The sequence below is a fragment of the Dactylosporangium sp. CA-139114 genome (assembly GCF_050955725.1).
In the GTDB taxonomy this organism is placed as follows: domain Bacteria; phylum Actinomycetota; class Actinomycetes; order Mycobacteriales; family Micromonosporaceae; genus Dactylosporangium.
The window spans coordinates 5454421-5477973 of the sequence record NZ_CP192080.1 but is presented as its reverse complement, the minus strand read 5'-3'; the positions used below and the strand labels follow the sequence as shown (position 1 = coordinate 5477973).

The following is a 23553-nucleotide window of genomic DNA, read 5'->3' as shown; positions in this document are numbered from 1 at the left end:
CCGTAGCCCGCACCACACTCGTCGCGACGACCCACGCGTGGTTGGATTGACCGCATGGCCAAGCCAGCGATCTTGACCGTCGACGACGACCCCGCCGTCTCCCGCGCCGTCGCCCGCGACCTGCGCCGCCAATACGGCGAGGACTACCGCATCGTGCGCGCCGACAGCGGCCGCGAAGCCCTCGACACCCTCAAGGAACTCAAACTCCGGGGCGAACAGGTCGCCGTCCTGCTGGCCGACTACCGCATGCCCGAAATGAACGGCCTGCAGTTCCTCGAGGCCGCCATGGACCTCTTCCCCCGCGCCCGCCGCGTCCTGCTCACCGCCTACGCCGACACCGACGCCGCCATCCAGGCCATCAACATCGTCGACCTCGACCACTACCTCCTCAAACCCTGGCACCCGCCCGAGGAGAAGCTCTACCCCGTCATCGACGCCATGCTCGACGCCTGGAAAGCCGCCCCCGACCGCCCCAGCGCCGACGTCAAGATCATCGGCCACCGGTGGAGCGCCCCCAGCTTCACAGTCCGCGACTTCCTCGCCCGCAACATGATCAGCTACCGCTGGTACACCACCGACGACACCGAAGGCCAACGCCTCCTCACCGCCGCCGGCCTCACCCCCGACGACGTCCCCCTCGTCATCACCACCGAAGGCAAAACCCTCGTCAACCCCACCGAAGCCGAACTCGCCACCCACGTCGGCCTCACCACCACCCCCGCCGGCGACTTCTACGACCTCATCGTCGTCGGCGGCGGCCCCGCCGGCCTCGGCGCCGCCGTCTACGGCGCCAGCGAAGGCCTCCGCACCGTCCTGCTCGAAGAACGCGCCACCGGCGGCCAAGCCGGCCAATCCAGCCGCATCGAAAACTACCTCGGCTTCCCCGACGGCGTCTCCGGCGCCCAGCTCACCGACCGCGCCCGCCGCCAAGCCGTCAAATTCGGCGCCGAACTCCTCACCGCCTGCCGCGTCACCCGCCTCGAAACCCACGGCAACACCCGCATCCTGCACTTCGAAGACGGCACCACCATCGCCTCCCACGCCGTCATCCTCGCCACCGGCGTCTCCTACCGCCGCCTCACCGCCCCCGGCCTCGCCGACCTCCACGGCCGCGGCGTCTACTACGGCAGCGCCGCCACCGAAGCCCCCTCCTGCACCGACCAGGACGTCTACATCGTCGGCGGCGCCAACAGCGCCGGCCAGGCCGCCATGTTCTTCTCCCGCTACGCCCGCCGCGTCCACCTCGTCATCCGCGCCGCCAACCTCAACGCCTCCATGTCCCAATACCTCATCGACCAGATCGACGCCGTCGAACACATCCAGGTCCACCCCTGCACCGAAATCGCCGCCGCCCACGGCGACGAACACCTCGAACGCCTCGAACTGCGCCCCGTCGACGGCGGCCCCGGCCGCACCGTCGACGCCTCCTGGCTGTTCATCTTCATCGGCGCCGAACCCCGCACCGACTGGCTCGACGGCACCATCCAGCGCGACCACCGCGGCTTCGTCCTCACCGGACCCGACCTCCTCACCGGCGACGAACCCCCACCCGGCTGGCTCCTGCCCCGCGACCCCTACCACCTCGAATCCAGCATCCCCGGCGTCTTCGCCGCCGGGGACGTGCGCGCCGACTCCGTCAAACGCGTCGCCTCCGCCGTCGGCGAAGGCGCCATGGCCGTCTCGCTCGTCCACCGGTACCTCCTGGAGTCCCAATGACCGCCACCGGCCGCCGCCTCACCACCGACGAGCTGCGCACCCTCTTCCTCTTCGAGGCCCTCGACGACGACCAGCTCGACTGGCTCGCCACCCGCGGCTGGGCCGTCACCCACCCCAGCGGCGACGCCATCTACCGCGAAGGCGAACCCGCCACCTGCTTCGTCGTGCTGCTCTCCGGCACCGTCTCCCTCAGCCGCAACATCCGCGGCGACGACGTCGAACTCTCCCGCACCGACCACATCGGCGTCTACGGCGGCGCCACCCAGGCCTACCTCGGCGACCAGGTCCCCCAGCTCTACAACAACACCATGCACGCCATCACCGACGCCGAGGTCTACGAACTGCCCGCCGCCGAGTTCGGCCCCGTCGTGCGCCACTGGTTCCCCATGGCCATGCACCTGCTCGAAGGCCTCTTCTTCGGCATGCGCAACAGCAACAACGCCGTCGCCGAACGCGAACGCCTCCTCGCCCTGGGCTCCCTGTCCGCCGGCCTCACCCACGAGCTCAACAACCCCGCCGCCGCCGCCGTACGCGCCACCGCCGTCCTGCGCGACAAGGTCGCCGGCATGCGCCACAAACTCGCCATGATCGCCGACGGCCGCCTCGACGGCGAACGCCTCCACGGCCTCGTCGAACTCCAGGAAACCGCCGTCAAGAAGGCCCAGAACACCCCCAAACGCTCCGCCCTGGAGATCTCCGACGCCGAGGACACCGTCGGCGACTGGCTCGACGAGCACCAGGTCCCCGGCGCCTGGGACCTCGCCCCCACCCTCGTCGCCGGCGGCGTCGACGTGCCCTGGCTCGAGGACGTCGCCTCCTGCATCGGCGACATCGACCTCGAACCCGCCGTGCGCTGGCTCGCCTACACCATCGAGACCGAACTGCTCATGGGCGAGATCGACGACGCCGTCGGCCGCATCTCCGGCCTCGTCTCCGCCGCCAAGCAGTACTCCCAGCTCGACCGCGGCCCCTTCCAGGTCGTCGACGTCCACGAACTGCTCGACGCCACCCTCATCATGCTCAACGCCAAGATCCCCCAAGGCATCCGCGTCGTGACGAGCTACGACCGGACCCTGCCGGCCATCCCCGCGTACGCCGCCGAGCTCAACCAGGTCTGGACGAACCTCATCGACAACGGCGTCTCCGCGATGCACGGCTCCGGGACGCTGACGATCACCACGAGCCTCGACCCGACCGGCGACTGCCTCACCGTCGACATCGCCGACACCGGCACCGGCATCCCGCCCGAGGTCCGCCCGCGCATCTTCGAGCCGTTCTTCACCACCAAGCCCGTCGGTGAGGGCACCGGCCTCGGCCTCGACATCTCCTACCGCATCGTCGTCAAGAAGCACCACGGCGACATCCGGGTCACCTCCGAGCCGGGCGACACCCACTTCACCGTCGTGCTGCCCCTGCGCGAGACCGCCTGATCGGTTGGAGCAGGTCGGCGCGTAGCGCCGATCCTTCTTGGTTTGGGCGTGCCGTCAGGCACGCTCCCTAACGCGTCCTAGGATGCTAGGAATCGACCAAGGCCTTCCCGGCAATAAACGTTGTAGGAACCCCACAACGACAGGGGCCTAGGATGCGAGACAGCCGCATTGGTGTACTCGGCGGTAATCAAGCAGGGTGTAGATCGTCGCGGCACATAGCGGGGAAACCAGGAGGCTCAGCCGGTGTTCAGTCGTATCGCCATCGTCAACCGCGGAGAGGCCGCCATGCGGCTCATCCACGCCGTGCGTGACCTGTCCGCGGAAACGGGCACACGGATCGAGACGGTCGCCCTCTACACCGACGTCGACCGCACCGCGACCTTCGTGCGCGAGGCCGACCTCGCCTACCCCCTCGGGCCCGCCGCCGCCCGCCCCTACCTCAACCACGCCCTGCTCGAACGCGCCCTGCTCGACACCGAAGCCGACGCCGCCTGGGTCGGCTGGGGCTTCGTCGCCGAAGACCCCGCCTTCGCCGAGCTCTGCGACCGCATCGGCGTCACCTTCATCGGCCCCAGCGCCGACGCCATGCGCAAACTCGGCGACAAGATCGGCGCCAAGCTCATCGCCGAAGAGGTCGGCGTCCCCGTCGCCCCCTGGAGCCGCGGCGAGGTCGCCACCCTCGACGACGCCCTGCGCGCCGGCGAGCAGATCGGCTACCCGCTCATGCTCAAGGCCACCGCCGGCGGCGGCGGCCGCGGCATCCGCAAGGTCGAGAGCGGCGACGAGCTCGCCGACGCCTACGAGCGCACCAGCGCCGAGGCCCTGCGCGCGTTCGGCTCCGGCGTCGTCTTCCTCGAACGCCTCGTCACCGGCGCCCGCCACGTCGAAGTCCAGGTCATCGCCGACGGCCAGGGCACCGCCTGGGCCCTCGGCGTGCGCGACTGCTCCGTGCAGCGGCGCAACCAGAAGATCATCGAGGAGTCCGCGTCACCGGTCCTCGGCCCCGAACAGACCGCCGAGCTCAAGGCAGCCGCCGAACGCCTCGCCCTCGCCGTCGGCTACCGCGGCGCCGGCACCGTCGAGTTCCTCTACCACCCCGTCGACAAGATCTTCGCGTTCCTCGAGGTCAACACCCGCCTGCAGGTCGAACACCCGATCACCGAGATCACCACCGGCACCGACCTCGTCAAACTGCAGATCCACGTCGCCTCCGGCGGCAAGCTCGACGGCGAACGCCCCGCCGAGACCGGCCACGCCGTCGAGGCCCGCCTCAACGCCGAAGACCCCGACCGCGACTTCGCCCCCGCCCCCGGCCGCATCTCCCGCCTCGTCCTGCCCGCCGGCCCCGGCATCCGCGTCGACAGCGGCGTCAGCGAGGGCGACAGCATCCCGTCGGACTTCGACTCCATGATCGCCAAGATCATCGCCTACGGCCGGGACCGCGACGAAGCCCTCGGCCGGCTCCGCCGCGCCATGGCCGAAACCACCGTCATCATCGACGGCGGCGCCACCAACAAGAGCTTCGTCATCGACCTGCTCGACCAGCCCGAAGTCATCGACGCCACCGCCGACACCGGCTGGATCGACCGCGTCCGCGCCGAAGGCCGCCTCGTCAACCACCGCCACTCCGCCATCGCCCTGGCCGCCGCCGCCATCGAGGCCTACCAGGACGAGGAGCAGATCTCCCGCGGCCGCCTCCTCACCACCGCCCACGGCGGGCGCCCCCAGGTCCAGCACGAGTCCGGCCGCCCCCTCGACCTCAAACTCCGCGGCGTCGGCTACCGCGTCGCCGTCGCCCGCGTCGGCCCCACCCGCTACCGCGTCGGCATCGCCGCCGGCGGCGACCCCCACCCCGCCGACGTCGAAATCGAACGCTTCGACGCCCACCGCGGCCAGATCACCGTCAACGGCCGCCGCTTCCGCCTCGTCTCCGCCACCCACGGCCCCATCCACCTCGTCGAGGTCAACGGCGTCACCCACCGCATCAGCCGCGACGAAGGCGGCGTCGTGCGCTCACCCGCACCCGCCCTCGTCGTGGCCACCCCCCTCGCCGTCGGCGACGAGGTCGAAGCCGGCGCCCCCATCCTCGTGCTCGAGAGCATGAAGATGGAGACCGCCCTGCGCGCCCCGTTCCGCGCCCGCGTCCGCGAACTGCCCGTCACCGTCGGCAGCCAGGTCGAGACCGGCGCCCCCCTCATGCGCCTCGAACCCCTCGCCGACGACACCGGCGACCCGGCCACCGGCAGCCCCGCCGCCGAAGCCGTCGACATCGACCTGCCCCCCGAGGACACCGCCACCACCGCCGCCGAACGCGTCGCACGCGGCCTGCAGGACCTGCGCGCCCTCCTGCTCGGCTTCGACACCGACCCCCACGACCGCGGCCGCACCCTCACCCACTACCTCACCGCCCGCGCCGAAGCCGGCGACCGGCCCCTGCCCGGCGAGGTCGAACTCATCACCGTCTTCGCCGACCTCGCCGAACTCACCCGCAACACCCCCGGCGGCGAACTCGGCGGCGAACCCAACAGCGCCGTGCACTCCCCCCGCGAATACTTCCACCGCTACCTCGGCAGCCTCGACGTCGACCGCGCCGGCGTCCCCGCCGCGTTCCAGGCCCGCCTCACCAAGGTCCTCGCCCACTACGGCGTCGACACCCTCGACCGCACCGCCGAACTCGAGGCCGCCGTCTTCCGCATCTTCCTCGCCCAGCAACGCACCGCCACCGACGTCGCCGTCGTCTCCGAACTGCTCCGCCAGTGGCTCGCCGGCCCCCAGCCCGCCGAACCCCTCGCCGAACGCGCCGGCCTCACCCTCGAACACCTCATCGAAGCCACCCAGGTCCGCTTCCCGGCCGTCTCCGACCTCGCCCGCGGCATCGTCTTCCGCTGGTTCGCCCAGCCCCTCCTGCGCCGCAACCGCGCCGAGGTCTACGTCAACGTCCGCTCCGCCCTGCGCTACCTCGACCGCAACCCCGGCGCCCCCGACCGCGCCGAACGCATCCAGACCATGGTCGCCTCCGCCGAACCCCTCGTCCGGCTCATCGGCCAGCGCATCGGCCGCCCCGGCCGCGACCACGCCCCCCTCCTCGAAGTCCTCACCCGCCGCTACTACGGCAACCGCGGCCTGTCCAACGTCACCAGCCTCGACACCCCCGGCGGCCGCTTCGTCACCGCCGAGCACACCGGCCGCACCGGCAACCACACCCGCGTCGTCACCACCGCCGTCGACATCGCCACCCTCCCCGCCGCCCTCGACACCGTCGCCGCCCTCGCCGGCGACGGCCCCGGCCTCGTCGCCGACCTCTACGTCGCCTGGGACGACCAGCCCGACGCCACCACCATCGGGGACAACCTCGGCGACCTGCTCACCCAGCACCCCCAGCCCAGCGGCGTGCGGCGCATCACCATCACCGTCGCCGGCACCACCGGCGCCGTCATGCACCACCACTTCACGTTCCGCCCCGACGGCGGCACCTTCACCGAAGACCGCCTCATCCGCGGCCTGCACCCCCAGATCGCCAACCGCCTCCAGCTCTACCGGCTCCGCGAGTTCGACCTCACCCGGCTGCCCTCCGCCGACGAGGAGATCTACCTGTTCAAAGCCGTCGCCAAGACCAACCCCGCCGACGAACGCCTCATCGCCATGGGCCAGGTCCGCGACCTCACCCCGCTGCGCGAGGCCGACGGCCGCCTCGTCGCCCTGCCCGCCCTGGAGAACATCACCACCGGCTGCCTCGACGCGATCCGCAACATCCAGGCCCAACGGCCCCAGAACAAGCGGTTCGACACCAACCGGATCATGATGTACGTCTGGCCCGCCACCGAGCTCACCCAGGACGAGATCGAAACCCTCGTCCAGCGGCTCCTGCCCACCACCGCCGGAGCCGGACTCGAAGAGGTCCAGTTCCTCGCCCGCCAGCGCAACGCCGCCGGCGAGCTCTCCGAGGTCGCCGTCCGCATCACCCTCGACCCCGGCCACGGCGCCAGCCTCTCCGTCGACAAACCGTCCACGGAACCGCTCCAGCCCCTCGACGACTACCGGCAGAAGGTCCTGCGCGCCGCCCGGCGCGGCAACGTGTACCCCTACGAGCTCACCGGCCTGCTCGCCGGCCCCGGCGGCACCTTCACCGAGCACGACCTCGACGCCGGCGGCACCCTCGTCCCCGTCCAGCGCCCCAAGGGCCGCAACAGCGCCGCCATCATCGCCGGCGTCGTCACCACCCCCACCCCGCGCCACCCCGAAGGCGTCACCCGCGTCGTGCTCCTCGGCGACCCCACCAAGGCCCTCGGCGCCCTCTCCGAACCCGAGTGCAGCCGCGTCATCGCCGCCCTCGACCTCGCCGAACGCCTCCAAGTCCCGCTCGAATGGTTCGCCCTGTCCGCCGGCGCCCGCATCTCCATGTCCTCCGGCACCGAGAACATGGACTGGGTCGCCGCCGCACTCAAGCGCATCGTCACCTTCACCCAGGCCGGCGGCGAGATCAACATCGTCGTCACCGGCATCAACGTCGGCGCCCAGCCCTACTGGAACGCCGAGGCGACCATGCTCATGCACACCAAGGGCATCCTCGTCATGACCCCCGACTCGGCCATGGTCCTCACCGGCAAACAGGCCCTCGACTTCTCCGGCGGCGTCTCCGCCGAGGACAACTACGGCATCGGCGGCTACGACCGCATCATGGGCCCCAACGGCCAGGCCCAGTACTGGGCCCCGACCCTCGCCGGCGCCCGCGACGTCCTCATGGCCCACTACGACCACACCTACATCGTCCCCGGCGAGCCCGGCCCCCGCCGCGCCCCCACCTCCGACCCCGCCGACCGCGACGTCTCCCCGTTCCCCCACACCGTCGCCGGCAGCGACTTCACCACCGTCGGGCAGATCTTCTCCGCGGCCCACAACCCCGACCGCAAGAAGGCCTTCGACATCCGCACCGTCATGCGCGCCGTCACCGACCAGGACCACCCGGCCCTGGAACGCTGGGCCGGCATGGCCGACGCCGACACCGCCGTCGTCCAGGACGCCCGCCTCGGCGGCTGGCCCGTCTGCCTCGTCGGCATCGAGTCCCGCTCCGTGCCCCGCACCGGCTTCCCGCCCACCGACGGCCCCGACACCTACACCGCCGGCACCCTCTTCCCCCGCTCCTCCAAGAAGGTCGCCCGCGCCATCAACGCCGCCTCCGGCAACCGGCCCCTCGTCGTCCTCGCGAACCTGTCCGGCTTCGACGGCTCACCCGAGTCGATGCGCAAGCTCCAGCTCGAGTACGGCGCCGAAATCGGCCGCGCCATCGTCAACTTCGACGGCCCGATCGTCTTCTGCGTCATCTCCCGCTACCACGGCGGCGCCTTCGTCGTCTTCTCCAAGGCCCTCAACCCCAACATGACCGTCCTGGCCCTCGAAGGCTCCTTCGCCTCCGTCCTCGGCGGCGCCCCCGCCGCCGCCGTCGTCTTCGCCGGCGACGTGTCCAACCGCACCAGCAACGACCCCCGCGTCACCGGCCTGCAGGCCCAGGTCGCCGCGGCCACCGGCGTCGAACGCGCCGCCCTCAACGCCCGCCTCGCCGAGGTCCAGGCCGCCGTCCGCGCCGAACACCTCGGCGCCGTCGCCGCCGAGTTCGACCGCGTCCACAGCATCCAGCGGGCCGTCGAGGTCGGCTCCGTCGACGCCATCATCAGCCCCGCCGAACTGCGCCCCCGCATCATCGAGGCCATCGAGCACGGCCTCAAGCGCTGACACCACACGATCGCAGGGCCGCCCCCGGTGCCGGGGGCGGCCCTGCGAATTCGCGTTGAACGGGCGGGCGAACCCCCATAGCGTGACCCCTCGTGCCGCCCGCCTTCATCCCCGGCCTCCAACTGTGCCGAGCCTTCTACGAGCACGGCGTGCGCCCCCTCCTCGCCGGCATCCCGCACGCCGCCGCCCGCATCGGCCCCGGCTCCGAGGTCCTCGGCCTGGACACCGAACGCTCCACCGACCACGACTGGGGCCCGCGGCTGCAGCTCTTCGTCGACCTCGAACGCGTCGAGGCCGCCGCGCTCGCCGCCACCCTCAGCACCCGGCTCCCCAAGGACGTCCACGGCTGGCCCACCAGCTTCGAACCGCCCGGCGACCGCGTCCGCGTCATGACCCCCACCACCGGCCCCGTCCACCACCGCGTCGACATCACCGACGTCGCCACCTGGTCCCGGCAGCACCTCGGCACCGACGCCCGCCGCCCCCTCACCGACGCCGACTGGCTCGCCACCCCCACCCAGCTGCTCGCCGAGGCCACCGCCGGCGCCGTCTACCACGACGACACCGGCGAGCTCACCGCCCTGCGGGCCAACCTCGCCTGGTACCCGCGGCACCTGTGGAAGCACGTCCTCGCCGCCCAGTGGACGCGCATCGCCCAGGAGGAGGCCTTCGTCGGGCGCACCGCCGAGCAGGGCGACGAGCTCGGCAGCCGGATCGTCGCCGCCCGCCTGGCCCGCGACGTCATGCGCCTGTGCCTGCTCCTGGCCCGCCGCTACCCGCCCTACAGCAAATGGCTCGGCACCGCCTTCACCGCCCTGCCCGGCATCGCCCCCATCGCCGGCGCCCTGGGCCGGGCCCTCGACGCGCGCGAGGCCGGGCCGCGCCAGGACGCCCTCTGCGACGCGTACGAGCTCGCCGGCGCGTGGCAGAACCGCCTCGCCCTGGCGCCCGAGGTCGACGCGACCCGCCGCCCGTACTACGACCGCCCATACCCCGTCATCGCCGCCGAACGGTTCGCCGAGGCCCTCGCCGGCCCGCGGATCGGCGCGATCGACCAGTACGTCGACTGCACCGACGTCCTCGGCCGCCCGCAGCTGACCAGAGACCTGGCGGCAGCGGTGGACCCTGCCGCGTAGCGGCCAAGAACAGGCGTGGCTTCAGCCACGCTCGCTATGGCGTCCTAGGACGCTAGGATGAGCGGGTGCCGGGTCAGGACCGGCCGAGCCGGTCAGTAGCGGCCGAGCCAGGCGGTCGGGGCCATCACGATGCGCGGGTTCGCCGCGGGGTCGAGCCAGCGCAGCACCGTCAGCAGGTCGCCCTGGGGCAGGCTCACGCAGCCGAGCGTGCTGTTGCCGTTGGACTGGTGCAGGAAGATGCCGCTGCCGCGCCCTGGGGTCGCCGGCATGTTGTACCGGATCACCGCGAAGTACGTGTACTGCGGGCTCGTCCGCCACAGCGCCTCGCTCGGCCCGCCCGGGTCCGGGCCGTGGCTGAACGTGTTGTAGCCCGGCGAGTCGCTGTTCTCGTCCCACCAGTCGTCGGCGACGAGCTGGTGGTAGCCGTACCGCACGCCGGGGTTCGCCGCGATGCCGTACATGGTCGCGTCGATGGCGAACACGCCCGCCGGCGTCGTCCGGTCGCCCTCGCGCTTGCTGTCGCTGAACCCCTTGCCGCCCAGGCGCGCCGGCACCGGGCCGAACGTGGAGCGCCAGGCGCCGCCGGACTTCGCGTACGCCTGCAGGGTCCCCGTCGTGGCCGACGGGCTCTGCGACTGCACGATGACGACCTGGGTCGTGTTCGCGGGCAGCGTGCGCAGCCGCGCGGCGTCGTTGGCGGCGTCGTCCTCGCGGCCGCGGGTGCGGGCGGGCCCGGCGGTGGCCGGGTGCGCCGCGGCCGTGGTGGGTGCCGGGGCGCCCGTCGAGGCCGGGGCACCGGCGGGCGGTGACACGCCGGGCGGCGGGCCCGGCGACTCCACACCGGCGGGCGCCGCACCGGCGGACGCGGGGCGGCCGGGCTGCGGCGTGGCCCTGCCGGACGCGGCAGCGGAGGCCTCACCACCGGCGGCGCCACAGCCCGCCGTCAGCAGCAGCGGCAGGCACATCGCGAGGATGACCCGCGCGCGGCGTCGGGGCTGGTGGACCGGCACGCCCATAGTATCTACCGCATGGGCGCAAGGTTCCGGACAATTCCGGCGACACGCCGGGCCGGGCGATGGCTGGCGGCGGCCTGCCTCGCGGCCGTCGCCGCCGGATGCTCCGCCCCGCCCGGCGCCGCCCCGGCCTCCGCCGCGGCGCCGAGCGCGACGGCGGCGGTGTCGCCCGGCACGGGCGGTACACCCTCGGCATCCGCGGCCGCGGCGGACTTCGTCGAACCGCTTCCCGCCGCGGTGCGCCAGGCCATGACCGGGGTCTCCTGGCGGCCCGGGTGCCCCGTGGGCCTCGACGACCTGCGGCTCGTGCACGTGTCCTACGTGGACTTCGACGGCACCCCGCAGGCGGGGCAGATCATCGTGCACAAGACCGTCGCCGACGCGGCCCTGCGCGTGTTCCAGCGGCTGCGGGCGGCCGGGTTCCCGATCCGCAGCATGAACCTCGTCGACCGGTACGGCGGATCCGACGACGAATCGATGGCGGCCGACAACACCTCGGGCTTCAACTGCCGCAACGTGCCCGGCACCACCCACTGGTCCAACCACGCCTACGGCCGGGCGATCGACGTCAACACCGTCGAGAACCCGTACCTGCCGACGGGCAGGATCATGCCGCCCGCCGGGAAGGCGTTCCTGGACCGGGGCAACGTGCGGCCGGGCATGATCGTGGCCGGGGACGCGACCGTGCGGGCGTTTCGCGCCGAGGGGTTCACCTGGGGCGGCGCCTGGCGCTCCGGCACCGACTACCAGCACTTCGAGAAGGCCTGAGCCGCGCCGCAGATCCGTTTCACGTCACATTGGGGCGTGCGCTGATCACCCGCACCATACTGTCGGCATGGAACAGCGGATGGGCGTGTTCCGGCTGCTGATCGCCGGCATGCTGGTGCTGATCGTCGGTGGCGTCGCGACCACCGCGTGGGCGCTGCGCCGGGCCGAGCCGCGCCCCGAGCCCGGCGCCGGGGGCACCGCGCGCCCGTCCGCCGCCCCGCCGTCGCCGTCGGGCTCGCCCGCCCCGCCGCCGTTCACCGGCTGGTCCGACCCGGCGCTGGTCGGCCTGCCGCAGGGCACGAAGGTCCCGGGCCTGCTCACCTTCCGCGGCAACCCGACCCGCACCTACTACGGCCAGGGGCCGGTGCCCCGCACGACCCCGGCCCAGCGCTGGCAGTTCCCCCGCAGCGGCGGCCTGTGCGCGATGTCGTCGGACAAGGGCGAGACCCGCGAGTGGTGCGGCACCGGCTGGACCGGCCAGCCCGCCGTGTTCGAGCGCGACGGCCGGACCTGGGTGGTGTTCGGCGCCTACGACCGCAGCATCCACTTCCTCGACGCGGCCACCGGCGAGCGGATCCTGCCCGACTTCAAGACCGGCGACATCATCAAGGGCAGTGTCACCGTCGACCCCGACGGCTACCCGCTGGTCTACTCCGGCTCCCGCGACGGCTTCTACCGGGTCATCGCCACCGACCGCGCCACGCCGACCGAGCTGTGGAAGCTCGCCGCCGACGCGGTGAAGCCGACGCTGTGGAACGACGACTGGGACGGCGCCGGGCTCGTCATCGACGACTACCTGCTCGAGGGCGGCGAGAACAGCCAGTTCCACGTCGTGAAGCTCAACCGCGGCTACGGCCCCGACGGCAAGGTGACCGTCGCGCCGCAGCTCGTGTGGCACACGCCCGGCTGGGACGAGCAGGAGCTCAAGGACGCCGGCGACACCAACGTGTCCATCGAGAACTCCGTGGCCGTCTACCGCGACACGGTGTACTTCGCCAACTCCGGCGGCCTCGTGCAGGGCTGGGACCTGTCCGGGCTCAAGGCGGGCCGGGAGCCGGCCCGCACCTTCCGCTTCTGGACCGGCGACGACACCGACGCGTCGATCGTCGTGGACGCCGACGGGTTCCTCTACGTCGGCTCGGAGTACGAGAAGGGCAATGCCCGCAGCAAGGAGGTCGGGCAGATGCTCAAGCTCGACCCGGCCAGGCCCGGCAACCCGGTCGTCTGGGCGGTCAAGGACACCGGGAAGCGCCCCGGCGGCGTCTGGGGCACGCCCGCGCTGCACCGCGACATCGCGATCTACGACACGGCCGGCGGCGACGTGCTCGGCCTGGACCGGGCCACCGGCGCCGTGCGGTGGCGCATCCACCTGCCCGGCGGCGAGACCTGGCAGTCGCCCGTGGTCGTGGACGATACGCTGGTGATCGGCGACTGCACCGGGGTCATGCACGCCTACGACGTGTCCGACACGTATGCGGAGCCCAAGCCGCTGTGGGAGTCCAAGATCGGCGGGTGCATCGAGTCGACGCCCGCGGTCTGGAAGGGTTCACTGTATTTCGGCACCCGCGCCGGAGCGGTGCACGCCCTCGCGGCCGGGTAGCGCACAATGATTGCGCAATTGTTACGGGCCGCGACTGGTCACGGTGAACGGCACGCCATACGTTGCCCGACACACCAATCAGCCGAAAGGACCCGAGCAATGCGCAGAGGGATCCTGTCCCTGCTGGCCGTCGCCGCGCTGGCCGTGAGCGGGACGGCCGCCTGCACCGCGGACGTGTCCGGCACCGGCGGGAAGGGCGACAGGCCGCGCATCGGGGTCATCCTGCCCGACAGCAAGTCCTCGGCGCGGTGGGAGACCGCCGACCGCAAGTACCTGGCCGCCGCGTTCAAGGCCGCCGGCGTCGACTACGAGATCCAGAACGCGCAGAACGACAAGAGCGCCTTCACGACCCTGGCCGAGCAGATGATGACCCAGGGCGTCGACGTGCTCATGATCGTGAACCTGGACTCCGGCACCGGCAAGGCCGTGCTGGACAAGGCCCGCAACGCCGGGGTGGCCACGATCGACTACGACCGCATGACGCTGGGCGGGTCGGCGCGGTACTACGTGTCGTTCGACAACACCGCCGTCGGCACCCTGCAGGGCCAGGGCCTGGTGCGCTGCCTCGAGGCGGCGAAGGCCACCCGGCCGGTCATCGCCGAGCTCAACGGCTCCCAGACCGACAACAACTCGACGCTGTTCAAGGAGGGCTACGACGCCGTGCTCGCGCCGAAGTTCGCCTCGGGCGACTACCTCAAGGGCCCCGACCAGTGGATCGAGGAGTGGGACAACACCCGCGCCGGGACCACGTTCGAGCAGATGATGACCGCCCAGCCGAACATCGGCGGGGTCATCGCGGCCAACGACGGCGTGGCCAACGCGGCCATCAACGTGCTCAAGAAGCAGGGCCTCAACGGCCACATCCCGGTCACCGGGCAGGACGCCACCGCGCAGGGCCTGCAGAACATCCTCAACGGCGACCAGTGCATGACGGTCTACAAGGACGTGCGCCGGGAGGCGGCCGCGGCCGCGAAACTGGCGATCGCCCTGGCCAAGGGTGAGACGGGGGTCACCACGACGAAGGTGTACGACCGGGTCGGCAAGCGTGACGTCGACGCGATCCTGCTCGACCCCAAGGCGATCACCAGGGACAACGTCCGGGACGTGATCGACGACGGCTACGTGCCGGCGGCGGACGTGTGCACGCCGGACTTCGCCGCGAAATGCGCCGCGGCGGGTATCAAGTAAGGTACCGGTCTCACCTGGGGAGCGCCGTTTGAGGGAGCACTGTGACCGAAACACCCCTGCTGGAGATCCGGGGGCTCAGCAAGAGCTTCGGACCCGTCCAGGTGCTGCGTGACGTGGACTTCCAGGTGTACGCCGGGCAGGTCACCGCCCTCGTCGGCGACAACGGCGCCGGCAAGTCGACGCTGGTCAAGTGCGTCGGCGGGATCTACTCGGCCGACGCCGGGGAGTACCTGTACGAGGGCCGCCCGGTCTCGGTGCACGGCCCCCGCGACGCCGCCGCGCTCGGGGTCGAGATCGTCTACCAGGACCTGGCCCTGTGCGACAACCTCGACATCGTGCAGAACATGTTCCTCGGCCGGGAGATCCGCCGCGGTCTCGTGCTGGACGACATCACCATGGAGCAGCGGGCCGCCGAGACGCTCGCGAGCCTGTCGGTGCGCACGGTGGCGTCGGTCCGCCAGCCGGTGTCCAGCCTCTCCGGCGGGCAGCGGCAGACGGTCGCGATCGCCAAGGCCGTGCTGTGGAACAACCGGATCGTCATCCTCGACGAGCCCAACGCGGCCCTCGGCGTGGCCCAGACCGCGCAGGTCCTCGAGCTCGTGCGCCGGCTGGCCGACAACGGCCTCGCGGTCGTGCTCATCTCGCACAACATGAACGACGTGTTCGCGGTCGCCGACCGGATCGCGGCGCTCTACCTGGGGCAGATGGCGGCCCAGGTCCGGGCCACCGACGTCACCCACTCCCAGGTCGTCGAGCTCATCACCACCGGCCGCAGCGGCGAGCTGGGCCTGCGCGGGCAAGGAGCGACGGTATGAGCGTGTCGATGCTCGACGCCCAGGAGCGCACCGGCGAGCACCCGTCGTCCGGGCTCGGCGCCTACACCCGCGACTACCTCGCGCGGGTGCGGGGCGGGAACATGGGGGCGCTGCCGGCGGTGCTCGGGCTGCTGGCGCTCGTCGTGGCCTTCTCCGTGGCCCGGCCCGAGTTCGTGACCGCCGGGAACCTCGCGAACCTGCTGCACCAGGGCGCCGCGGTCACCGTCATCGCGATGGGGCTCGTCTTCGTGCTCCTGCTGGGCGAGATCGACCTGTCCGCCGGGTTCGCCTCCGGGGTGTGCGCCTCGGTGCTCGCGGTGCTGCTCACGAACTTCGGGCTGCCGTGGTACGTCGCGGTGGCCGGCGCGATCGCGACCGGCGCGGCGATCGGGCTGGTGATCGGGCTGCTCGTGGCCAAGCTGGGCATCCCGTCGTTCGTGGTGACCCTGGCCGCGTTCCTGGCCTTCCAGGGCGCCGTGCTGCTGCTCATGAAGGGCGGCACGATCGTCGCCGTCGACGACCCGACGATCAAGAAGATCAACTTCGACGGGCGGTTCACGCCGCTGCAGGGCTGGGTGCTCTACGGCGTCACCATCGCCGGGATGCTCGCGCTGCACCTCTGGCGGCGCTACAGCCGCGTCCGGCACGGCCTCGCCGCCGACCCCCACGCGGTGATCGCGCTGCGGGTGGTGACCGTGGCCGTCCTGCTCGGCGCCGCGGTGTGGACGCTGAACCTGGAGCGCTCGAAGAACGACGCCATCTCCCAGCGGGGCGTGCCGATGGTCGTCGCGATCCTGGGGCTGCTGCTGTGGCTGTGCACGTTCGTGCTGAACCGCACCGCGTTCGGCCGGCACGTGTACGCCGTCGGCGGCAACCGGGAGGCGTCGCGGCGGGCCGGCATCCACGTGGACGCGATCCGCATCGCCGTGTTCGTGATCTGCTCGACGATGGCCGCCGTCGGCGGGATCGTGGCCGCGTCCCGGGACGCCTCGGTCAACCCGAACACCGGCGGCAGCAACGTGCTGCTCTACGCCGTCGGCGCCGCGGTCATCGGCGGCACGAGCCTGTTCGGCGGCAAGGGGCGGGTACTCAACGCGGTGCTCGGCGGGGCGGTCGTGGCGGTCATCGAGAACGGGATGGGCCTCATGGAGTACAGCCCCGGCACGAAGTACGTCGTGACCGGCGTGGTGCTGCTGCTCGCCGCCGGGATCGACGCGGTCACCCGCCGGCGGGGGGCCTCGGCGGGACTGCGCTGACCGGCCGCCGTCGATCGGCCACTAGTCTGCATACCGCGACCCCGACCGAAGAAAGCCGAGCATGCGCGTTGGCCCCAGCCAGGAGGAGATCCGGCGGAGCAACCTCGGAGCGCTCCTGCGCTCCGTGCACCTCCACGGCGCGATGTCCCGCGCCGACCTCACGGCGAGCCTGGGCCTCAACCGCAGCACGATCGGCGCGCTGACCGCGGACCTCGCGGCGGCCGGTCTCGTCAGTGAAGGGGTGCCGCGGGAGCAGCGGGGCCGGGCCGGCCGCCCGTCGCTCGTGGTGCGGCCGGAGTCCGAGAAGGTGTACGTCTTCGCCTTCGCCGTCGAGGTCGACCGCATCGTCGCCGCCCGCGTCGGCCTCGGCGGCGCCGTCCTGGACCGCTTCGAGGCCGCCCGGCCGCGCGGCGAGCACGACGCCGCCACCGCCGTCGCGCCCATCGCCGACTTCGTGCGCAAGATGCGGCACACCGCCCCGGCCGGCGCCCGGCTCATCGGCAGCGGCGCGGCGGTCTCGGCCATGGTGCGCCGCGACGACGGGTTCGTCCGGCTCGGCCCGCAGCTCGGCTGGGCGGACCAGCCCCTCGGCGAGGCCCTGCGCGGGCTGGTCGGCGACGGCCGGGCGGTCGCGGTGCGCAACAACGCCGACCTGGCCGCCCTGGCCGAGCACACCCGCGGCGCGGCGGCGGGCTGCGACAACCTCGTGTACCTCTACGGCGACGCGGGCATCGGCGGCGGCATCATCGCGGCCGGGCGCCCGGTGACCGGCCACGGCGGCTACGGCGGCGAGGTCGGCCACATGGTCGTGAACCCCAACGGCAAGGCGTGCAGCTGCGGCTCCCGGGGCTGCTGGGAGACCGAGATCGGCGAGCACGCCCTGCTCGCGGCGGCCGGGCGCAGCGCGACGGCGGGGCGCGAGGGCATCCTGACGGTGGTCGACGCGGCCTCCCGCGGCGACAACACGGCGCAGGCGGCCATGCGCCAGGTCGGCGACTGGCTCGGCTTCGGCGTGGCGAACCTGGTGAACATCTTCAACCCGGAGATGGTGATCTTCGGCGGCACCCTGCGCGAGGTGTACCTGGCCTCGGCCGCGCAGGTGCGCTCGCGCCTGAACCGCAACGGGCTGCCGGCGTGCCGGGAGCACGTGCGGCTGCGCACGCCGCAGCTGGGCCAGGACGCGGCGCTGATCGGCGCGGCGGAGCTGGCCTTCGAGCCGCTCTTCGCCGACCCCCTCTTCGCCGACCCGCTGGAGTCCGCCTAGCCGTTGGCCGCGGCGACGCGCTCCCTCGTGCGGGAGCGGGCCAGCGCGGCGAGGGAGACCAGGGCGAGCACGGCGGCAGCGGTACCGGCGACCGTCCCCACCGCCGGGGCCGCGATCAGGGCCGGCAGGGTCCGCACCGCGATCGCGCTGCCCAGGGCCCGCGTCGAGGCGCTCCAGGCCAGGACCGTCGTCACCGTGCCGGGGCGGGCGGCCTGGGCCAGGCGCGCGTCCATGCCGCCCTCGAACGCGGTCATGCTCAGCCCGGACAGGAACTGGGCCAGGAACAGCCCGGCCAGGTGGGCCGGGGCGAGCAGCCAGCCGACCAGCATCCCGACGCCCCACAGGGGCCAGACCACGGCCGCGGGCAGGCGCAGGCGGCCGACGCGGTCCACGGCCCACGACGACAGCAGGCAGCCGGCGCTGAACGCGGCCGCCGCCCCGGCGACGGCGTGCTGGCCGTGCAGCTCGGTCGCCAGGGCCACGGACAGCAGGGTCGGGCCCGCGGACAGCAGCATGAGGCCGCCGCCGGCCGCGAGGACCGGCAGCGGGACGCGCACGCCGCGGGCCTCGGTCTCGGCGCGGCGCCGCTCGACCCGGGTCGCGTGGGCGGCCGGGGCCGGCGGGGTGACCAGCCGGGCGGTGCGGGCGCGGCGGGCGGTGAGCATCGTCGGCAGGAGGCTGAGGCCGTACACCGCGAAGACGGCGGCCAGCGACCACCGGTGCATCGGCAGCAGCGCGGCGACACCCGCCCCGGCCGCCTCGACCGCGGCGATCGACAGGGCGTAGCGGGTCATCGCCCGGGGCCGCGCGTCGACGGCGGCGACCTCGGCGCGCATGGCGGCGAAGCCCGCGAACGCGGCCACGTGCATCACCGTCACGCCCACCGCGACGAGGGCCGGGTTCGCGCCCGCGAGCAGCGCGGCGAGCAGCCCGATGCGCAGGACGGCCTCGGTGCAGCCGGCGAGCAGCAGCAGCGTGCGGCCGTGCAGGTGCCGGGCCAGCCAGCCGGTGATCGGGGCCGACAGCACGACGCCGAGCAGCATCGCCGAGCTGAACAGGGCGGCCATGGGCAGGCCGCCGCGCTCGGTCGCGACGAGGGTGAACAGGGTCCAGCCCAGCGACAGGCCGAACGAGTCGACGACGCCGGAGACGAGCAGCTCGCGCAGCCGCCCGGCGCGGCGCCGGCCGCCCGTGAGCTCGGCGCGGTGGCGCGACCGGTGCGCGGCGGCCGCATCGGTCGCGGCCATCAGGCCGGGTCCGCCGGGGCCTCGGGGGCGGTGGCGGCGGGGTGGGCGCGGCCGGTCTGCGCGGGTCCCGGGTGCGGGGTGCGCTGGACCGGCCCGTGCGTCGCGGCCGGGCCGCCGACGAAGACCGGCTCCGGCGGGGCGAAGCCGTTGAAGTGACTCGCGTAGCTCAGTGTGTAGGCGCCCGCGGAGCCGATGTACAGCCGGTCGCCGACCTCGATCGTCGAGGGCAGGTGCACGCCGTGGAACATGGTGTCGGAGCTGTCGCACGACGGGCCCGTCACCGTGAAGGGCAGGTGCGCCACCAGCGTGTGGTCGGCGCGCGACGTCCACAGCGGGAAGCGCCACCGCTGCGCGGTCTGCTGGGTCTCCATCATGCCGTTGTAGGCGCCCACGTCGACGTACAGCCAGTGCTCCCCCGCCCGCACCTCGCGGCCCAGGACCGTGGTGACCATGACGGCGCTCTCGGCGACCAGGTGGCGGCCGGGCTCGGCGGCGAGCAGGGCCGGGCGGTAGGGCAGCAGCTCCGCGAGCGCCGCGTTGATCGTGGCGGCGATCTGGTCCAGGGGCGCGACGCGCTCGACGTAGCGGGACGGGAAGCCGCCGCCGAGGTCGAGCATCTCCAGGTGGACGCCGTCGCGCTCCAGGGCCGCCATGAGCCGGCCGGCGGTGGCGATCGCCTGGCGCCACGCGCTCGTGGTGGCGCACTGGGAGCCGACGTGGAAGGTGATGCCGTACGGCCGCAGACCCAGCTCCCGGGCCAGCAGCATGAGCGCGCGGGCCTCGTGGGCCTCGGCGCCGAACTTGCGCGACAGCGGGAAGAGGCTGGTCGAGTCGTCGACGCGCAGCCGGATGTAGACGGCGGCGCCGGGCGCGTGCTGGGCGAGCTTGCGCAGCTCGCCCTCGCCGTCGAAGCTGAACCGCCACAGCCCGGCGCGGCGGGCCTCGGCGATCGCGTGCGGGGGCTTGACCGGGTTGCTGTAGAGCACCTCGGCGGGGTCGACGCCGATCTCCTGCAGCAGGCGCAGCTCGCCGATGGAGGCGACCTCGAAGCCGGAGCCGAGCGCGGCCAGGGTGCCCAGCACGTCCTCGGCGGCGTTGCACTTCATCGCGTAGAAGGTGCTCACACCCGGGATGGCGGCGGTGAACGCGCTGTAGCGGGCCGCCACCGTCGACAGGTCCACGGCCAGCAGCGGCGTCGGCGCGTCGATCGCGGCGAGCGCCCGCGGGCCGAGCGCGACGGGCCAGTGCTCGGGCAGGTCGAGGCGGTCCTGGTCGGCGAGGGCGGCCGTCATCGAAGCGAGCTCCTAACGCTGGGCTGGCGGGCGGGTCTGCAACCAGATTCGGGGCCGTGCGGAGCGCCCGGGGTTCGTCGTCGGTTGCCGGACGGTCGCTTCGGCTCGCCGCCGGCGCGGCGAGCGCGGCGCGGCGTGTCCGGTGCGCCCTTCGGTGCCGGTCCGGGTCGAGCGCCGGTCCTTGCCCCGCGGACCTGACAGAGAGGCCGGCCACGGCCGAACGGTGCCTGGCGGGAGCGACGGTCCGGCGGTGACGCGGCCCGAGCCATGGGCTTGTGGCGTTTATGCGGCCGCGGCCGCCTTGTCCGGCAGCAGCAGACCGGCCTGCGCGGCGGGCAGGGGGCGCGAGAAGTAGTAGCCCTGGGCCAGGTCGCAGCCCATCCCGCGCAGCGCGAGGAACTGCGCGGGCTCCTCGATCCCCTCGGCCACCGTCGACATGCCCAGGCTCTGGCCGAGCTGGACGATCGTGCGGGCCAGGGCCGCGTCGGGGGTGGTGCCGCTGAGGCGCTCCACGAACGAGCGGTCGATCTTGAGCGTGTCGACCGGGAAGCGGCGCAGGTACGCCAGCGAGGAGTAGCCGGTGCCGAAGTCGTCGATCGCGAGGCGTACGCCGATGTCCTTGAGGCTCAGCAGGACCGCCAGGTTCTCCTCGGTGTCGGTCATCAGCACGCTCTCGGTCATCTCCAGGCACAGGCGTTCGGCCGGCAGGCCCGTCGTGGCCAGGACCTGCGCGACGATCTCGGGCAGGTCGGGCTGGTCGAACTGGACGCCGGAGACGTTCACGGCCATCGTCAGCTCGCGCGCCGGGTCGGCCGCGCCCCACGCGACCGCCTGCCGGCTCGCCTCGGCCAGGACCCACTGCCCGAGCGGGCGGATGAGGCCGGTGGACTCGGCGAGCGGGATGAAGTCGATCGGGCTGATCATGCCGCGGGCCGGGTGCCGCCAGCGCACGAGCGCCTCGAAGCCGACGATGGTGCCGGTGCGCAGCTCGATCGTGGGCTGGTAGTGCAGCTCGAGCTCGTCGCCGTTCTCCAGGGCGCGCCGCAGGTCGGCGGCGAGCTGCAGGCGCTCGACGAGGCCGGTGTGCATCTGCGGGTCGTAGCGCGCGAACTGGCCCGAGCCCGCGGATTTCGCACGGTACATCGCGAGGTCGGCGTTGCGCATGAGCTGGTCGGCGTCGCGGGCGTCGGGGCCGGTCAGCGCGATGCCGATGCTGCCCTGGACGTGGATCTCCTGGTTCTCGATGACGAACGGCTCGTCGAGCGCGGCGATGATCCGGTTCGCGAGCTCGTCGGCGTCCTCGGGCGCGGCCACGGCGTCGATGAGCACGGCGAACTCGTCGCCGCCGAAGCGGGCCACGGTGTCGCCGTCGCGCACCGCCTCGCCGAGGCGCATCGCGACCTGCATGAGCAGCACGTCGCCGGCGGCGTGGCCGAGGCTGTCGTTGACCTCCTTGAAGCCGTCGAGGTCCAGGAAGAGGATGGCGACGTCCTCGCGGCGGCGCAGGGCGACCTCGAGGCGGTCCTTGAACAGGGCGCGGTTCGCGAGCTTCGTCAGGCCGTCGTGGAAGGCCTCGTGCACGAGCTGGTCCTCGAGCTCCTTGCGCTCGCTGATGTCGCGCGAGTTCAGCACGATGCCGCGCACGCTTGGGTCCTCGAGCAGGTTCGTCAGGGTCACCTCGGCGAGGCAGCGGTGGCCGTCGGCGTGCAGCATCGGCATTTCGACGACCCGCGTGGCGTAGGCGGTGCCGGAGATGGCCTCGATCGCGGCCACCAGCACCGGCGCCGCCTCCGTGAGCATGCGCTCGGTCAGCCTGATCCCGGAGAAGTACGACGGGTCGTGGCCGAACACGCGGCTGATGGACTCACTCTGGTACGTCACCACGCCCTCGGCGTCGATGACCGTCACGACGTCGGAGCTGTGCTGCACCAGGGCCTCGAAGCGCTGCTCGCTCGCGCGCAGCTCCGCGGTGCGCTCCTCGACCCGCGCCTCGAGCCCGCGGGTCAGCGAGCGGTTCTCCAGCAGCGTGAGCAGCTGCCGGCCCACGATGAGCAGGATGATCGCCGAGCGGCTCCAGGACACGAACATGTCGTGCGTGCCGTGGCGCAGGACCTCGAAGACGCTCGTGACCAGGGAGCCGAGCACCGCCAGATACGGCAGCATCACGCCGAGCGGCTGGGTCAGCGCGTGCTCGTCCTGCTCGGTGTGCGCGGGTTCGGGCCGCCGTGCCGCGAGGAAGATCAGCGCGAAGCCGCTGAACCAGCCCAGGTCGAGCACGTTGCCGCTGCCGTAGGTGTCCAGCAGCGTCAGGTACGCGTACCCCGAGTCCGAGACGGTGAACGCGGCCAGCCCGGCCCCGACCAGCGGCAGCGACAACGGCCGCCGCCCGCCCCGCCGCAGCCGCGCGACGGTGAACAGCACGATGGTGAGCACGACGACGTCGCCGCCCGGGTACCACAGCGTGACCAGCAGCCCGAGCCGGCTGTCCGCCCCCTGCCGCACCAGCGGCCCCAGGATGAGCACCCACGTGATGAGCAGCAGCGACACGGCGATCATGAGCCCGTCGAGGATGCTGCGCGCCTGCTGGGCGAGGCTCTGTCGGCTCGCCGGGAGCAGCAGGAGCCCGGCCGCGGTGAGCGGCATCATCCAGAAGTACCCGGCGTCGGCGAGCGACGGGAACGGGACGTCCTGGCCGAGAACGGTCTCGTACCAGATGCAGAACGCCTGCCCAACACCCCACGACACCGACCCGGCCCCGGCCAGCGCCCAGGCCCAGCGCACCCGGCGACTGCCGTGCCCGCGGTTCTCCCGCCAGGCCCGCACGAGACAGGCCGCCCCCGAGGCCAGGGCCGCGAGGAAGAGCGCGATGTTGGAGACGTTCTGCCCGACGAGGCTTCCCCCGGCACCCGTGACGAAGACAGCGAACAGCACGGCGGTGACTGCGGCAGCGGTACCGCACAGCACGGCGTACCCGCGCGTGGGCGCAGCGGCCCGGAGCAGGCTGTTCGCCCAGCTCGCCATCGTGCGCCCCCCGATCCTGTGCACCTGCGTTCGTGTCGCGTGCCGCACTGATCGGGTCGGAGCTGGGCGAACTGAGC

The 23553-nt window shown here is 72.8% G+C and carries 14 protein-coding genes; 10 read left to right on the top strand and 4 right to left on the bottom strand.

Annotated features, from left to right (window positions below):
• Positions 1 to 54: 54 nt before the first annotated feature.
• The 4 genes from ACQP2P_RS24025 to ACQP2P_RS24010 all read left to right on the top strand — a co-directional run bounded on the left by ACQP2P_RS24025 (position 55) and on the right by ACQP2P_RS24010 (position 10012).
• Positions 55 to 1716, top strand: a complete 1662-nt coding sequence (locus ACQP2P_RS24025) for an FAD-dependent oxidoreductase (protein ID WP_433604211.1) — start codon at positions 55 to 57, stop codon at positions 1714 to 1716.
• Complete coding sequence (locus ACQP2P_RS24020; RefSeq protein ID WP_433604209.1) at positions 1713 to 3146, top strand: ATP-binding protein; 1434 nt, start codon at positions 1713 to 1715, stop codon at positions 3144 to 3146. The genes ACQP2P_RS24025 and ACQP2P_RS24020 overlap by 4 nt, the downstream gene beginning before the upstream one ends.
• Positions 3147 to 3389: 243 nt before the next feature.
• Entirely contained in the window at positions 3390 to 8876 is a 5487-nt protein-coding gene (locus ACQP2P_RS24015) for a carboxyl transferase domain-containing protein (RefSeq protein WP_433604207.1), read from the top strand.
• A 92-nt stretch (positions 8877 to 8968) separates the two neighbouring features.
• On the top strand, positions 8969 to 10012 hold the full coding sequence (locus tag ACQP2P_RS24010; protein ID WP_433604205.1) for a DUF4037 domain-containing protein: 1044 nt from the start codon (positions 8969 to 8971) through the stop codon (positions 10010 to 10012).
• A 92-nt stretch (positions 10013 to 10104) separates the two neighbouring features.
• Here ACQP2P_RS24010 and ACQP2P_RS24005 read toward each other — a convergent pair whose 3' ends face one another.
• Positions 10105 to 11022 (bottom strand): L,D-transpeptidase family protein, encoded by a 918-nt coding sequence (locus tag ACQP2P_RS24005; protein WP_433604203.1) that lies wholly within the window; start codon positions 11020 to 11022, stop codon positions 10105 to 10107.
• A gap of 18 nt (positions 11023 to 11040) precedes the next feature.
• Here ACQP2P_RS24005 and ACQP2P_RS24000 point away from each other — a divergent pair, with 18 nt between their 5' ends.
• The 6 genes from ACQP2P_RS24000 (at position 11041) to ACQP2P_RS23975 (ending at position 17916) form a co-directional block, all read left to right on the top strand.
• Positions 11041 to 11793, top strand: coding sequence for a M15 family metallopeptidase (locus tag ACQP2P_RS24000; RefSeq protein WP_433604201.1), 753 nt, complete (start codon positions 11041 to 11043; stop codon positions 11791 to 11793).
• Between the two features lie 67 nt (positions 11794 to 11860).
• Positions 11861 to 13393 (top strand): PQQ-binding-like beta-propeller repeat protein, encoded by a 1533-nt coding sequence (locus ACQP2P_RS23995; protein ID WP_433604199.1) that lies wholly within the window; start codon positions 11861 to 11863, stop codon positions 13391 to 13393.
• A gap of 99 nt (positions 13394 to 13492) precedes the next feature.
• Positions 13493 to 14581 (top strand): sugar ABC transporter substrate-binding protein, encoded by a 1089-nt coding sequence (locus tag ACQP2P_RS23990; protein ID WP_433604197.1) that lies wholly within the window; start codon positions 13493 to 13495, stop codon positions 14579 to 14581.
• Between the two features lie 41 nt (positions 14582 to 14622).
• Positions 14623 to 15396, top strand: coding sequence for an ATP-binding cassette domain-containing protein (locus ACQP2P_RS23985; RefSeq protein ID WP_433604195.1), 774 nt, complete (start codon positions 14623 to 14625; stop codon positions 15394 to 15396).
• Positions 15393 to 16652, top strand: a complete 1260-nt coding sequence (locus ACQP2P_RS23980; protein ID WP_433604193.1) for a sugar ABC transporter permease — start codon at positions 15393 to 15395, stop codon at positions 16650 to 16652. The genes ACQP2P_RS23985 and ACQP2P_RS23980 overlap by 4 nt, the downstream gene beginning before the upstream one ends.
• A gap of 61 nt (positions 16653 to 16713) precedes the next feature.
• A complete protein-coding gene (locus ACQP2P_RS23975) occupies positions 16714 to 17916 on the top strand; it encodes an ROK family protein (RefSeq protein ID WP_433604190.1) in 1203 nt (400 codons plus the stop codon).
• Here the strand turns inward: ACQP2P_RS23975 and ACQP2P_RS23970 are convergent.
• From ACQP2P_RS23970 to ACQP2P_RS23960, 3 genes are all read right to left on the bottom strand, one after another.
• Positions 17913 to 19163: an MFS transporter gene (locus tag ACQP2P_RS23970; protein ID WP_433604188.1), complete on the bottom strand. Its 1251-nt coding sequence runs from the start codon at positions 19161 to 19163 to the stop codon at positions 17913 to 17915. The two genes, ACQP2P_RS23975 and ACQP2P_RS23970, sit on opposite strands and share 4 nt — an antisense overlap.
• On the bottom strand, positions 19163 to 20455 hold the full coding sequence (locus ACQP2P_RS23965) for a type III PLP-dependent enzyme (RefSeq protein WP_433604186.1): 1293 nt from the start codon (positions 20453 to 20455) through the stop codon (positions 19163 to 19165). The genes ACQP2P_RS23970 and ACQP2P_RS23965 overlap by 1 nt, the downstream gene beginning before the upstream one ends.
• 282 nt (positions 20456 to 20737) lie before the next feature.
• Positions 20738 to 23386: a putative bifunctional diguanylate cyclase/phosphodiesterase gene (locus ACQP2P_RS23960; protein ID WP_433604184.1), complete on the bottom strand. Its 2649-nt coding sequence runs from the start codon at positions 23384 to 23386 to the stop codon at positions 20738 to 20740.
• Positions 23387 to 23553: the final 167 nt, after the last annotated feature.

Bases quoted from the DNA above. Each gene is read 5' to 3' on its own strand.
- ACQP2P_RS24025 (WP_433604211.1), top strand. From the start codon at position 55: ATGGCCAAGCCAGCGATCTTGACCGTCGACGACGACCCCGCCGTCTCC.
- ACQP2P_RS24020 (WP_433604209.1), top strand. From the start codon at position 1,713: ATGACCGCCACCGGCCGCCGCCTCACCACCGACGAGCTGCGCACCCTC.
- ACQP2P_RS24000 (WP_433604201.1), top strand. From the start codon at position 11,041: ATGGGCGCAAGGTTCCGGACAATTCCGGCGACACGCCGGGCCGGGCGA.
- ACQP2P_RS23995 (WP_433604199.1), top strand. From the start codon at position 11,861: ATGGAACAGCGGATGGGCGTGTTCCGGCTGCTGATCGCCGGCATGCTG.
- ACQP2P_RS23990 (WP_433604197.1), top strand. From the start codon at position 13,493: ATGCGCAGAGGGATCCTGTCCCTGCTGGCCGTCGCCGCGCTGGCCGTG.
- ACQP2P_RS23980 (WP_433604193.1), top strand. From the start codon at position 15,393: ATGAGCGTGTCGATGCTCGACGCCCAGGAGCGCACCGGCGAGCACCCG.
- ACQP2P_RS23975 (WP_433604190.1), top strand. From the start codon at position 16,714: ATGCGCGTTGGCCCCAGCCAGGAGGAGATCCGGCGGAGCAACCTCGGA.
- ACQP2P_RS23970 (WP_433604188.1), bottom strand. From the start codon at position 19,163: ATGGCCGCGACCGATGCGGCCGCCGCGCACCGGTCGCGCCACCGCGCC.
- ACQP2P_RS23965 (WP_433604186.1), bottom strand. From the start codon at position 20,455: ATGACGGCCGCCCTCGCCGACCAGGACCGCCTCGACCTGCCCGAGCAC.